The following is a 15,244-nucleotide window of genomic DNA, read 5'->3' as shown; positions in this document are numbered from 1 at the left end:
TCCATTATCTATTTTTCAAGTGGCTGCCAAAGCAGCCACTGACAAATTAATACCAGCGGAAAATTCGCATTCCTAATATAAAAGTCATGACACCAATGACAACCAGTGCAATAGATGCAGGTACAACCTGTAATAGTTCCCCGCCTTCAATAAATACTTTACGCATATTATCAGCCAGAATGGTTAACGGCAGATATTCAACGATATTGACCATCCACTGTGGAAAGTGTTTGTAGCTGAAAAAGATCCCCGATAACAAAACCTGTATCAGAATCGAAACTTCCAGTAATCCGTTCGCAGTCTGAGCCTTGCGTGCCCGGGATGCCACCAGCACTGCCACACCAGAAAAACAGATATTCCCGGCAAAGAGTAAAAGCAGAAAGGCGTAAAACGAACCCTGTATTTCTATATCAAAATAGATCTTAGCAAACTGATAAATAATCAGTATTTCAACGAAGTTGATGATAAGACAGGCCAGAATATGCGCCATCAGAAAGGTGGTCTTACGCATTGGCGTGATGCACATCTGGCGGGTGACCCGCGCGAGGCGTTTTTCTGCCAGTGCCCAGCCGACAGCAATTAAACAGGTTTCCATTATTGCCATCGCCAGTAACCCCGGTATCAGAAAATCCAGATAACGCAGCCCCGGTGTTTCCAGAATGAAAAGATTTTTATCTGTTTGCTTTCCCTCTTGCTGATTGAGCAGATAGTAAGTCAGCAGGGCATCACCATCCTGCGGGTCAAGGTAGTGAATCTGTTTTCCCTGCGCATTCTGTTCAATAACCATCTGAATATCACCCCGTTTCAATCCGAGGATCACCGCCTCACGGTCAGGATAATATTTAATATGATATTTGACCTTTACCAGATTATTCCGTCTGATTTCATCCTGATTGATAATACCGGAGATCGTGTGTTCATGCGCTGTAAACTGCTCTCCCCATTGTTTGATCTTCTGTTGTTCCGCGACTTCTGCTGGCAGAACAATGCCGATATACCTTTCGGGAATATCCTGTGATGAGAACGAAAGTCCTAATAGCCAGACCAGCAAAAGCGGAAAACCAAATGACCAGAACAGAATTTCCGGCTCACGGATATATTGCCTGAATTGTGTTTTCATCAGGTTGATCAACGCACTATTCATGGAAGCGTCTCCCTGCCAGTGTCATGAACAAATCATCCAGCGTTTTCTTTCTGATCACCAGTTCATTGATATCGGTACCGGCTTTTTTGGCACATTCAAAAAGCTCAGTCACAAAGCTGGCTGAATCGTCAATTATCATACGGATCCTGTTTTTTGATTCATCGTATTCATAACTTGATACCCGATTATGCCGGCTCAGTTCTTGCAGACGTTCAGGGAACCGGGTCGTCAGCTCAATCAGATCGCCGTTACAGTATTTTTTCAGTAATTCATCCATGCCACCCTGTGCAATAATTTCCCCTTTATTCATGATACAAATCCGATCACATAAATATTCAGCTTCTTCCATATAATGCGTTGTCAGCAGCATAGTGGATTTTTTTTCCCGGTTGAGTTTGCGCAGAATGTCCCATGTATCATGCCGGAAACGCGGATCAAGCCCTGTTGTCGGCTCATCCAGTATCAGAATTTCCGGCTCATTCATAATGGCAACACCCAGAGCCAGCCGCTGGCGCTGGCCTCCTGATAACCCTTCCACATAAGTCCGGTGTTTTTCACTTAATTCAACCAGTTCCATCACTTCCTGCACCCGATGACGTGAACAGCCATAGAAACTGCCGAACAGAGTAAGCACTTCTTTTACTCTGAGTTTGTTGATAAATAACGTTTCCTGTAAGACTCCGCTGAGACGCCGGCGCAGATAAGGTGCATCATGCTGCCATGTTTTTCCCAATACCCTGACAGAGCCTGAATCGGCTTTTTTTAGCCCTTCCAGTATTTCAACCAGTGTCGTTTTTCCCGCACCATTCGGGCCGAGCAGACCAATGAACTCACCACGATAAACATCCAGAGAAATGCCTTTCAGCGCCTGATAATCTTTGTAATGTTTCCTGACCTGCTTAAACTCAATCACTTTCTCTTCTTGTTTCTGAATAGCCATTCTCTGTATCTCATTCAGTGATAAGTTGGGAGAGAGAAGATAGTTTTTCCTTCAGCAATCCGGTAAAACAGGCCATCCCTGCCTGATTAAAACAGCAACAGTTAATTTGCATGATTGGTTTGCTATCTTCAGAAAGTGTGACGTAGATATTGATAGAGTCATTTTCCCATTGGGTGGAAATAGCCTGACCGGGCAGCGCCTGATGTTCCCGATGTTCACTTTTCCAGTAGCTGCTCAGGCGTAACCCATCCAGCCTGCTACCCGACGTCTCAGATTTGAATACATCCTGTAATATATTAATGTTAATCGTTGGTTGTGAAATTTCTACGCTGCGTCTGGCTCGGCGAATGATGGATTGCGGTGGTCTTGGCTCCATAAACAAAAAGTCAGCCAGAAAATGCGGGTAGAGCCGGGCACGCCGGAATACCTTGCTGTAAAGCCAGCTACCTGCACGGATTGCCAGAGAATAAATACCGGGGCTGCTATGCCAGCGCTGTTCAGCCAGCACACCAACCGGCAAACTCCACGGGCATTCCATGTGGTCATAAGCCGATAAAATCTTTTCCCTGACCTGTTCCAGCAAAGCAATTGTCGTCGCCTCATTTTTTCCTTCTCTATCCTTTAGGCTGTCCAGATTGACAGGCACCGGCATAACACGCAGCATGGGCGCCATCAATGTTTCACTTCCGGGCTGCTCCCTGCCTTCCAGCACTGAATTCAGCGAAAAACGGGACTGCCCGGTCATGGTGTAAATCACCTCGGCAACCAGTGTCAGAAAAACCATCTGCAATGTTGCTTTTTGCTGTTTAGCCAGCGTATCCAGCAAATCATAGCTATTTTCTGGAAATGGCAGGTAAAACTCATGATCGGTCAGCGTATTCTGGTTGAGATAGCGAGCAGGAAAACGCGCATAAGGATATCCCTTCAGATGCTGCCGCCAGAAAGCTAAATCTTGCTGACCATGTTGATGATGGGTTTCCCGTTCATAACAGACCCATTCATCAATTTGCATTTGATCCGATAAACTTAACTGGTGTTTTTTTCCGTGGCATCCCTGTTGATAAAGCCGCCAGAGCTGTTGCTCAAACAAGTGTATGGCCCCGCCATCCGCCACAATGTGAGGAAAACATAAAAACAATAAATGTTTTGATTCTGCCAATCGGAAAATCTGTGCCCGCAGATGGGGGGGCGATTTGAGATTAAATGGCGTATGCAGGAATTTCTGGCTATTTTCAAGCACCCGTTGTTCCTGCTTATCGGCATCATAAGCTGACAAATCCAGCAGGGGCAGATCAAACTCCCGCATCTGACAAAGCCGCTGCATTGGTGCGTAATCCAGTATTTCCGTGCGCAGGGAAGTATGCGACTGGATTAGCGTATTGATAGCCTGTTCCAGCACTGCTATCCGCAGTTCTCCTTCAATCAGAATACCAACCTGATTGTTAGCTGTATCCCCCAGTGCAGTAGATACAAACCAGAAGCAGTGCTGGGCATATCCCAACGGGAACCAGTTTCCCTGCTTGTTATTCCCGGTGTGGTGCAAATTCTCGGCTGCCTTGCCTCTTTGCATTTTGGCTATCATCGCCTTTCCTCCGGGTTGTCCGGCTGCACTTTGTTACGCAGATTGACCTGCTCAGCCAATAGTTCAATCGTGGAGTGTTCGTAAATAAACCCGACAGGAAATACCACCTGTAGCCGCTGTTTAATTTTTGCGATGATCTGCACTGCCATCAGCGAGTGACCATTCAGTTCGAAGAAATCATCAAACACCCCTAATGGGCCTATACCCATTTTTTCCTGCCAGATATCAGCAATAATTTCTTCCGTCTGATTGCGGGGAGCCTGATAAGCGACACTTAATACCGGGCGGGGATACAGGTTCTGCTCGCCCGTGTTTACCGTATTTCGGTCTGGTTCTGCTGGGGAATTATTTTCTGAGGCGTGGTCGGTATCCGGTAACGGTAAGCCACGGGTAGAAACAGCATAAACACTGTCCCCATGTGACAGTAATAGTTCCAGTAACCGGCAACCCTCTTCCGGCAGAATACCGTGCCTGATACTTTCTTGTTCTTCATTATCCTGATACCACTGACGCAGGCTATCCACTGCCATTCCTACCTCACGCCATGCATCCCAGCCAATCGCAAGATAGCGGGTAGATTTTTTCGTGCCTGAATGTGACTTACTGAAATTTTTCTCATCTAAAACATGTTGATGACGTGATAAAGCGTAAGCATCTTCAAAAGCATTAGCTGCACAATAAGCGACCTGTCCGATTGTGCCTATGTGGGATGCCAGTGATGAACTTAAAACGAAAAAATCCAGTGGACGGCGTTTAAACCAGTTATCCAGAACCTGTGTTCCCAGTACTTTTGACTGGAATACCTGAAGTGAGTCTTCGAATCTGCGATTCTGGATCAGCCCACCATCGGCAATACCTGCACAATGAAAAACCCCGTGGATCTGCCCATACTGGAGAACAACATCGGTCAGAGCTTTGTTGACTCTTGAAGCATCCGCCAGATCGGCAGAAATGACTGAAACAGAAGCGCCCATCTGCTTTAACTGTTGTAACAAACGGATATGGCGTGAGCGCTTATTGTCTGCATCATGAGTTTCCAGCCAGTCTGACCATTCATTACTGGGCGGTAATTCACTGCGGCTGATGAAAATCAAATGGGATTGATAATGCTTCGCCAGATAGAGTGCTATTGTGGCTCCAATACCGCCAAATCCGCCCGTAATCAGGTAGTTTCCCCCATGTCTTAATAGCGGGGACGCCGTCGCGGGTAAAACTGCGGTTTCAGTCAACGGTACATAACGATGCCTTCCGCGAAGCGCGACAATATTATCCTGATCCTCCTGTTCTTCCGGCTGTCTGAGGATCTCTGTCAGTAATGCTGATATTACGGCATCAGACGGCTTAGGATTAAGCAAAGGCAGTGACCAGCGAGCAGGCAGGGCAACATCAATACTCCTGCACTGCACCTGTTCAAACTCTTTTGGAATGACACGACATGGGCCAAGTAGCAGGGCTTTGGCCGGATCATTTCTGTCCTGTTCTGTAATCGAATGCAGTCGGTTGGAGAGGATGTCTATTTTTAGTGCAGCCGTTTTCAGTTGATTTGCTGATCCCATTCCATCTGTTGCTAAACGGTCTACCGCAAATTGACGGGCGATATGCAACAGAGATTCATAATTGGTAAAGGCAGTGTTCAGTGCAATGGAAGCTGAACGCGATATTGACCATGCATGAATGATGTTAGTGACCTTCACTTTCCGGCTGTTAAATAAATCCACCAATGCCTGATAGTCTTCGCTGTTCTGCGGATTGATGATTACCTGACGTGTGTTTGTATCTGCTTTAAAACGTCCGCCCTGTATTACCTGCCAGACTTCACCGCCCAGTTGTGTCAGTTCAGCCGCCAGCTGTTTTCCTACTCCTGAACAGTCCATAAAAATCAGGAAAACCTGCCCATTTAACCGGGCATAATCTGCCACCGGTATGGTCATTTGTTTCCAGCGGATCTGGTGACTCCACTGCTCCAGTGGCAACCGCCCTCTATCCGATGCAGCCTGTCTGGTATGAGCAGACATGTTATGTGAAGTATCACTAGTCCATGAGTCCAGACTGTAACGCTGGCGCTGGAATGTATATCCGGGCAGAGGAAGGCGGTGGCGTTTCTGTGGCTGATAAAATGCAGACCAGTCGACAGATACCCCCTGTTGCCATAGCTGCCCCAATAGATTCAGCAAATGCTGCCTGTCCGGGATAGTTTGTTTGATACTTCGGGTACTGTTGAACACCCGCTGATGTGCCGCTGAACCTGTAAACTGTATTTTTGCCAGTCCGGTCAGAGCACTGCCCGGCCCGATTTCCAGTAAAACAGGCGCTTTTGAAGGTGAGGTTTTTTGTGAGTGAGATTGCTGTATATGAGAAGCTGAAGTGCCTTCCTGTTGAGACAATAAACATGCCACTCCCTGACTGAACGCAACCGGTTCACGCAATTGGCGTACCCAGTAATCCGGCGACATAGCCTGTTCCGCGGTGATCCATGTTCCCGTTACACAGGAAATAAATGGCAATTCTGGCGCTGAGAGTGTTATGCCATCAAATGCCTGTCTGAACGGTTCCAGACATCCATCCATCATCGCACTGTGAAAAGCGTGGGAAGTATGCAGCGTGCCGGATTCAATATTATCCTCCGCCAGACGCGCTTCAAGCATCAATATGGCTTCTGTTTCGCCGGATACCACACAAAGCTCAGGCGCATTATAAGCAGCCAGTGTAACGCCCTCCGTGAGATAGCCCTGTAATGTTCTTTCATTAAGTTCTACCGCCAGCATTTTTCCGGCAGGCATCTGATTCATTAAGTTAGCCCGCCTGATCACAATCTTCACTGCATCTTCCAGAGTAAATACCCCCGCAATACAGGCGGCAACATACTCTCCGATGCTGTGACCAATGCAAGCCGTAGGACGTATCCCCCATGCCATCAACAACTGGCTCAACGCATATTCGACAACAAACAGAGCTGGCTGGGTATAACGTGTCTGATACAACGCCGAATTTTTATCCGTTTCAGGTGTGTTGAAGATTAATGAACGGATATCACGCCCCAGCAAAGGCAGCATAATCTCCGCACATCTATCCACTTCGGCCCTGAATGTTGGCTCCTGATCGTAGTACCCCTTCATCATGCCGGGGTATTGTGCTCCCTGCCCGCTGAACATAAAAATGACAGACGAGGAAACTGTACGTAACGTATTTTCCTGTATTATCCGGGATAAATAATTATCCAGCGCTGCAATTGCGCTGATGTGATCATGGCATACCAGACTGTGCCGGTAATCCATTTCATGACGACCAACATGCAGGGTATAAGCGATATCAGCTAATGGCTGTCGGGGAGATTTTTCCAGCCAATCACGGAAATTCAGCAACTTTGCCTGCAATGCTTGCGGTGATTTGGCTGAAAAAGAGAGCAATTGTTGCGGGTGAGCCGGGCCTGACGGGGAAGTATAGGGGGTTTCCTGCAAAATCATATGAGCATTGGTTCCCCCAATACCAAAGGAGCTGACACCCGCCCGGCGTACGCCCTGACACTGCCACGCTTCACCTTTTGTCGGTATATAGAACCTTGAACCGGTCAGATTAATTTCAGGATTGAGGCGGGTAAAGTTGACCGCCGGTGGCAGATAACGGTGCATCATCATCTGTGCAACTTTCATGACTCCCGTTACACCGGCCGCCGAGTCTACGTGTCCCAGATTCGCTTTGACAGAAGCCACCGCACAGCGCGGCAGCTCTGTTTCCGGTTGCTCATAAGCACTGAGCAGGGCTTTCATTTCCATCGGGTCGCCAAGGTGAGTTGCTGTGCCATGAGCCTCGATATAACTGATACTTTCTGGTGTCACATCTGCCACCAGCAATGCGCGCTGCAGAACCGCGGCCTGACCGGCTACCGATGGCGCAGTGAAACCGATTTTCTCTGCGCCGTCGTTATTTACCGCAGAACCTTTAATAATCGCATAAATATGGTCGCCACTGTCCAGTGCATCCTGTAACCGTTTCAGCACCACAACACCAACGCCATCACCGCTCAGAGTACCGGATGCCTCAGCATCGAAAGTACGACAATGACCGTCATGGGAAAGAATACCGCTGCCCTCGAAGTGATAACCACTGTGGGAGGGAAAACCAACGTGAACACCTCCGCCCATTGCGATGTCACATTCTCCGGCTAATAAAGACTGACAAGCGTAGTGTAGCGCCACCATTGAACTGGAGCAGGCCGACCCGATAGTGAAACTCGGCCCCCGCAGATTGAGCTTGTAGGATACCCGTGTCGAAAGCAGATCGTTATTATTGCCAAATAGCAGCATGTCCGATAAATACGGCCCTTCGGCAGTGTGATGATTCAATAGATAATTCATAAAATAGCTGCTGCTGGAGCTGCTGGCATACACGCCGATTGGTCCCTGAAACTTTTCCGCTGCATAACCGGCATTTTCCAATGCCAGCCATGACGTTTCCAGAAACAAGCGCTGCTGTGGATCTATTGCCTGAGCTTCCCGCGGAGAGTAACCAAAAAACTCAGCATCAAAGTCTTCAGGATGTTCCAGTACGGAAACATTGCGGATAAAATCAGCCCGCGAACGGGCCTCTATTGATATTCCTTCTGCATCCAGTTCGGCATCAGTCAATGGCCTGACAGACTCAACGCCCGCTGCGATATTTTGCCAGAATTGTTCAACATCACTTGCGCCGGAAAATTGTCCCGCCATACCGATAATGGCGATTTCAAAACCGTGCATTTCCAAATCAGACACTGATTCCACTGCCTGTTCCCTCTGAACGTTATTACCATCGGTGTTATTCATGATCCGTTATTCCTCATTCCCGCTATTCATCTTCCGGCTACCTTTTCTGCTGCATTTTTTTCTGCATTTCTGCCAGACGCTGGCGGCCATCAGTAATGTTGTTCAGACTGGTTTCTTTAGCACCCTGCATCCTCTTCATGACCGCTGATGTTCCTGCGTTTTCACTCTGTTCATGCCCTCCGTTGATAAAGCGGGCAAGCTGGTGAATTGTGGAATAATTCAGCAAATCAATAATGGAGAGTCTGGTATGACCCAGCGCATGCAGTTTCAGATGAACACGGGCCAGCAACAGGGAATCTCCCCCCAGATCGAAGAAGTTTTGATTACAACCGGGAGATTCCATATCCAGTACTTCGGCCCAGACCTGCTGAATGGCAAGCACGACAGGATCGGTCAGTACATTGTTTTTTTCCTCAGCGACAGCGGGAAGCGTCTGCGCTAATGGGGAAACGTTACTCAGTTCATGATAAGCAGCCTGTTGTGGGATATCCTGTGGCAATCGGGCAATATCAAGTTTGCCGTTTGCATTCAGTGGCAGAGAAGAGAGAGCCTGAAAATAGGCCGGTATCATGTAACGTGGCAGCCTTTCCGCCAGATAATTACGCAGCTCCATCGTATTCAGAGCCTGCCCGACATGCAGAACGATATAAGCCGCGATCCGTTTACCCCGGTTTTCCTCAATCACCCGAACCGCTGCACGTTCCACATCCAGGTGTTTACACAGGACGGCTTCAATTTCCCCGGTTTCCACCCGATAGCCTCTGATCTTGTTTTGGTCATCAATACGCCCAAGGTATTCAATGTTACCGTCAGGCAGAAAACGCCCGCGATCACCGGTTTTATACAGCCGGGCTGAGAGGGATTTATCAAATGGATTTTCAATAAACAGGGTTTGGTAGATGCTTTCCTGATTAAGGTAAGCCATCGCCAGACCCTCACCGCCAACGTACAGCTCACCCGCTGTACCAACAGGAACAGGATGGAGGAAGCTATCAAGGATATAAACCTGATTGCCCTCATTCGGTCTGCCGATTGGCACACTATGGCCTTCGGTTCCCCGGTAACGATAGCTGGTGGTAAACGTGGTATTTTCCGTTGGGCCATAACCGTTGATCAAGAGCAGCTCAGGATAACGCGCCTTAATGCGGGCTGCGTGCCATGATGACATCGCCTCACCACCGGAAACCAATTGTTTTACCGGTTGCAATATCTGCGGACGCTCATCAACAATCAGGTTAAGCAAGGATGCCGTCAGGAACAGGCTTTCTATCTGCGATTCCTTAATGATTTTTTCCAGCAGAAGAACAGACACAACACCTTGCGGGAAGATCACGATTGAGCCGCCATTCAGTAACGGCCCCCAGATTTCCCATGTTGAAGCATCAAAACTGACGGAAGCCAGTTGCAGATAACGCTTGAAGGTGCGGAAATCAACATAGCTGACATTTTTAACCAGACGAATAATGCCTTTTTGCCCGATCAATACCCCTTTCGGTTTACCGGTAGAGCCAGAGGTGTACATGATATAAGCTGGCAGACCACCCTGATGTTCTGCGTGAGAATTCAGGTAATCCGGCAGATCGGTCACCGGCATTTGTGCCAGAGCCGGCTGTTCTTCATCCAGCCATAAAACCGGCGGAAGATCTGGCATAGTGTCAGGCAGCCACCGGTCTGTCACTCGCCTATCTATGATTAACAAATCACACTGAGCATCTTCTATCTGTTCGATAAGCCGGATATCAGGGTCGTCGGTATTGAGCGGCAGATAAACCGCGCCGAGTTTTACCAGTGCCAGCATCGAAACGATTAATTCAACACTGCGCCCCAGCAATAGCGCCACATACTGTCCTTGTTTCACCCCTTTTTCTGCCAGCAGATGTGCTAACTGGTTGGACTGTTGGTGTAACTCCAAGTAACTCAGCCGCCGCTCACCGAATTCAACCGCGAGCACAGACGGTGTTTGGGCTACCTGTTCAGCAAATAATCCAGCCAGTGTTTCTGGCCCCTGATAGCCTGCATCTCCCTGACTGAAATTTTCCAGTTTCTGTTGCTGTACCATTGGCAGGAAATGATCGGCACAATGCAATGCCTGCGGATCTGTCACCATCGCCGTAAATACCGCGATATAGCATTCCGCCATCGTTGATACCAATCCACGGCTGATTTTATTTTCGTCGTAATCAAGCTGGATAGAAATTTGATCACTGGCCAGCGCCGAAGAGAGCGTAAGATGCTGAAAATGGACATCCAGTGTAAAATGGGTGCCTTCGTAAACGTCCTGCGTATGCAGCCTGTCCACCACTTCCAGCCCCACTTCCGCTGCCATCTGGCCGTAAACATGGAAATCAATATAGTTAAACAGCACCTCATCCAGTAATGGCTGCTGACCGAACTGGCGCTGAATTTCTGCCAATGGATAACGACGGTGCGGAATTGCTTCAATTTCGTTAGCAAAAACCTGCCGGATTAACTCGTTCCAGGAAACGGAGGTCAGGATTTGACGGAATGGGAGAATATTCAGGAACAGGCCATACAGATGCTCTCCTCCCTGCGCTTCAGGGCGTCCGTTCGCGCTGATCCCGGTAAGAATGTCATTCTCTCCGCTGAAAATACTGATGACCTTGACGTGCCCTGCCAGCAGGACGCTTTTCAGCGGGACGCCAAGTTGCAGCATCAAATGACGTAATCCCTGATAAACAGTACTATCCAGCGTCAGGGAAACAGATTTCAGTTTCGGGCTGGTTGCGGGGGGATGAGCACTCTGAATACCCTCCGTATGCTGTTTACGTGGCAATTCAAGGATGGTGCAATCATCCAGTTTCTGTGCCCAGTAATTTTTTTGTTGTTCATCGGCAATGGCAGCCCGCTCCAGCGCAATAAAATCACGATATTCCAGCGATTTTTTATCCGGTGCCTGCCAGTTTGTCTGCCCTGTCAGCGTGGCATAACGGTTGAAGACTTCCACGATCATGGTGTTATAACTCCAGCCATCAAAGACCGGGTGACATTCGGTCATCGTAAACTGGAAGGAGTTATCAGTACGCAGCTGAATGAAGAAACGTAGCAGGGTCGGATTCAGCAGATCAAACGGATTCACCCGTTCTGCTTCCAGTAATGCTTTTGCCCGCACATCCTGCTCTTGCTCCGACAAATGACGCAAGTCTTCTACAACAATCGGTAATTCAGCAAAGTCATAGACCAGTTGCAAAGGCTCACTGTAATTTTCCATATCGAACGCCGTGCGTAGTACATCATGGGCTGCCACGGTCTGAGCGGTTGCTTCCCTGAATGCCTGCTCATTAAACGCCCCGTTAATACGCAGATGAGACGTTCCGGTACAATGATATACGTTAGCATCCGGCGACATATTCATATGGTAGAACATACCCGCCTGCATCCGGCTGAGCGGGTAAGCATCAACGATTTTTTGCGATCTTTCCTGTGCCTGCGCCTGTAAATGCAAGCGATCTTTCTCTGATATCAGGCTGAATGGTGCAATACTCTGCGCTGACAATTGATGCTCTTTGCGACGTTCATCAATCAGGGTTGCCAGTTCTGCTACTGTCTGGTGCTGGAACAGATCCGCCAGCGTCAGCAGCCAACCTTGCTCCTGTGCTTTACCTGTCAGCTGGACACCACGCAGGGAATCGCCTCCCAGCGCAAAGAAATTATCATGGATACCAATTCGCGATACCGGCAATGTTTCCCGCCATAACTTCAGTAATTCACGTTCGGTTTCATTGCGCGCTTCCCGATATTCACTGGCGAGTTGCGGGCGTACCTGTTGTGGTGCGGGCAGGGCTTTGCGATCAATTTTTCCGTTACTGGTTAGTGGCAGGGCATCAAGGAAAATAAAGGCAGATGGCAGCATGTAGTCCGGCAGAGTACGTTTCAGCTCAGCCCTGAGCATATCGACAGACAATGCTTCAGCCGAGTGTGTTCCCGCCGGCACAATATACGCCACCAGATGCGAAGTATGCTCACCTTCGTTCTGGTAAGCCATCACGACCACCTGTTCTATTTCATCAATACGTTTCAGGGCTGTTTCAATCTCGCCCAGTTCAATGCGAAAGCCCCGGATTTTCACCTGATGGTCAGCACGTCCGAGATATTCCAGTGCCCCATCCCGCCGCAAACGTGCCAAATCCCCGCTCCGGTATAACCGCTGTCCTGCTTCTGCCTGCGGGAAAAGCTGCCGTTTATCGACAAAACGCTGGGCCGTCAGTTCAGGTCGATTCAAATAGCCCCGAGCCACACCGGCACCACCAACGTAAATCTCCCCTACGGCCCCCAGCGGTGACAACCTGCCCTGTCCATCCAGTAAAAAAATCTCCAGATCGTCCAGCGCTTCACCAATCGGGCTTTTTCCCCCCTGCAAGGCATCTGCCTGCCTGATCCTGCGATAGGTCACATGCACTGTCGTTTCAGTGATGCCATACATATTGATGATTTCAGGCTGCTCATCGCCATGCTTTTTAAACCAGCCCAACAAATTAGCCGGCTCCAGCGCTTCTCCTCCCAGAATCACATAACGCAATGACAGGGCTGAATTGATGCCGCTTTTATGCTCTTTATTCAATTGTTCATCAGCCGCCATAAATAGCTGGAAAGCAGAAGGCGTCTGGTTCAGCACGGTCACTTTTTCCTGTTGTACCCACTGATAAAAATGGCCCGGTGTCCGGCTGGTCCAATAAGGCACAATGCTCAGACGTCCGCCGTGCAGTAATGCCCCCCATATTTCCCATACCGAGAAATCAAACGCGCAGGAGTGAAAGAGTGTCCAGACATCATTTTCGCTAAAGGTAAAATGACGTTGACTGGCACTGAATAACCGCATGACATTGGCGTGCGGTATTTCCACGCCTTTCGGTATACCGGTAGAACCGGAGGTATAAATTACATAAGCCAGTGCATCAGGCTGACAGTCCATATCAGGGTTATCCAGCGGCATAGTCTGAATAAAGTTTTTTTCGCTATCAATGCAGAGATAATCCACTTTTTCGTGATCAAACAGAGTGCGGTATACGGGAGTGCCGATAATCAGCTGAATACCCGCATCTTCAACATAGAAACGAACCCGTTCCGGTGCATGACTGCCATCAATGGGTACATAAGCCAGCCCTGCTTTTAATACTGCCAGAATAGCAACCAGCATCTCCTCATCACGTTCCAGACAAAGGCCGATCAATGGCGTCAATTCTGCCGTTCTCTCCGTTTGCTGCCTGATTTTCAAAATATAGTGTGCCAGCTGATTGGCCCGCTGATTAAGCTGTTCATAAGTGAGCGTCTTGCCATTGTCAGTACTCAGTGCAATGGCCTGCGGACGACGCATTACCTGTTGCTCAAATGCCTGATGTAACGTTTGTGTCACCGGATGAGCGTTCAGACTGCGCGGCCATTCTTGCAGTAGCCACTGCTTTTCCGCTTCATTGATACATTGATACTCAGTCAGTGCAGCATGGGCGTTCCGGGCTATTTCCTGCAACAGAAAACAGAAATTAGCCTCAATCTGTTTAATCGTTGCTTCATCAAACAGGTCGGTGCTGTATTCAAATGTGCCCTGCAATTGTTCTCTGCCGTCTGCCTGTAAGGTTTTTTCCATCGAGAGCGTCAGATCGAATTTGGCGTAATCCCCTGCAACCGTGAAGGGCGTGGTTTTTATTCCGTCTAACTGCCATCCGGCAGAGTCTGAGCTATCAAAGGCAAACATGACCTGAAACAACGGGGCATAGCTCAGATCCCGTCTGGGATTGATGGCCTCCACCAGTTGTTCAAAACTCACCTGCTGGTGGGACAAGCCATCAAGTACAGTATTAAAAACCTGTGTCTGTAATTGAGTGAAATTAGCATGAGGGTCCAGCTCAATCCGGTAAACCAGTGTATTGACAAAAAACCCGACAATGCCTTCCAGCTCCAGCTGCCCACGCCCAGAGACCGGCGAACCAACAACCAAATCAGTCTGACCGCTGTAGCGATAAAGCAGCAGGTAAAATGCACTCAAGAGCGTGGAGAACAGGGTCTTATTTTGCTGACGAGCCTGTTGATCCAGTGCCTGTGTCAGTTCAGGCGATAATGCGAAACAGTGCGTTTTTCCGCGCAGGCTCAGGCGGCTGGGGCGTGGGTAATCAAAAGGCAGCGCGATAGGCTCAATGCCGGACAGTTTTTCTTTCCACCATACCATCGATTCAGCTGATTCAGCATTTTCATGCTGATCGTGCTGCCATTCTGAATAATCAATGTACTGTATGGGTAACTCCGGCAATTCGGGGAATTTGCCCTGTCGCCGTGCGTTATAACATGTTGTCAGTTCACGGCTTATAATACCGGCAGACCAGCCATCTGAAATAATGTGGTGCAGCACCATCACCAGATAATGACGCTCTTCCCCGTGTTCGGTTCCACACTGATACAGGGTAAAACGCAATAACGGAGCCTGCTGTAAATCAAACGGTTGCTGACTGTCGCGCTGCAAACGCTGCTTTTGCTCTTCTTCACTCAGCATAGACAAATCAACCGTGACCAGCGGTAAAGACACGGATTCATGGCAGCACTGATAAAGTGCGCCATTCTGATACACAAAACCTGTGCGAAAAGACTCGTGTCTTTCCACCATATCGCTGATAGCCTGTGTGAGTGCCGGTATATCCAAATGTCCCTCAAGCACCAGCGCAGTTGTGATGTGATAAATGGCGGATTTTTGTTCGAGTTGTTCATGCAACCATAAACGTTTTTGCGCAAGGGATGCTTTAAACTGAAATGTATTTTCCTGCATAAAA

5 protein-coding genes are annotated in these 15,244 nt (G+C 48.6%); all 5 read right to left on the bottom strand.

Translation table 11 applies throughout. The annotated features are described in order from the left end of the window. Positions 1 to 46: 46 nt before the first annotated feature. Genes AACS90_RS18980 through AACS90_RS18960 form a run of 5 tightly spaced genes read right to left on the bottom strand, consistent with a single transcriptional unit; the run spans position 47 to position 15,240 of the window. Positions 47 to 1,144 (bottom strand): ABC transporter permease, encoded by a 1,098-nt coding sequence (locus tag AACS90_RS18980; protein ID WP_099121132.1) that lies wholly within the window; start codon positions 1,142 to 1,144, stop codon positions 47 to 49. Continuing rightward, a complete protein-coding gene (locus AACS90_RS18975; protein WP_099121131.1) occupies positions 1,137 to 2,084 on the bottom strand; it encodes an ABC transporter ATP-binding protein in 948 nt (315 codons plus the stop codon). The genes AACS90_RS18980 and AACS90_RS18975 overlap by 8 nt, the downstream gene beginning before the upstream one ends. Positions 2,085 to 2,094: 10 nt before the next feature. Beyond that, positions 2,095 to 3,666, bottom strand: coding sequence for a condensation domain-containing protein (locus AACS90_RS18970; RefSeq protein WP_099121130.1), 1,572 nt, complete (start codon positions 3,664 to 3,666; stop codon positions 2,095 to 2,097). Beyond that, positions 3,663 to 8,468, bottom strand: coding sequence for a type I polyketide synthase (locus AACS90_RS18965; RefSeq protein WP_241538192.1), 4,806 nt, complete (start codon positions 8,466 to 8,468; stop codon positions 3,663 to 3,665). Before AACS90_RS18965 ends, AACS90_RS18970 begins: the two co-directional genes overlap by 4 nt. 37 nt (positions 8,469 to 8,505) lie before the next feature. Continuing rightward, a complete protein-coding gene (locus AACS90_RS18960; protein WP_099121129.1) occupies positions 8,506 to 15,240 on the bottom strand; it encodes a non-ribosomal peptide synthetase in 6,735 nt (2,244 codons plus the stop codon). Positions 15,241 to 15,244 lie beyond the last annotated feature (4 nt).

Origin of the sequence: Xenorhabdus sp. KK7.4 (assembly GCF_963876465.1) — a bacterium.
Taxonomy (GTDB): Bacteria; Pseudomonadota; Gammaproteobacteria; order Enterobacterales; family Enterobacteriaceae; genus Xenorhabdus; species Xenorhabdus stockiae.
Note: the sequence above shows the minus strand (reverse complement) of the source record. Positions and strands in the feature narration are given on the sequence as shown.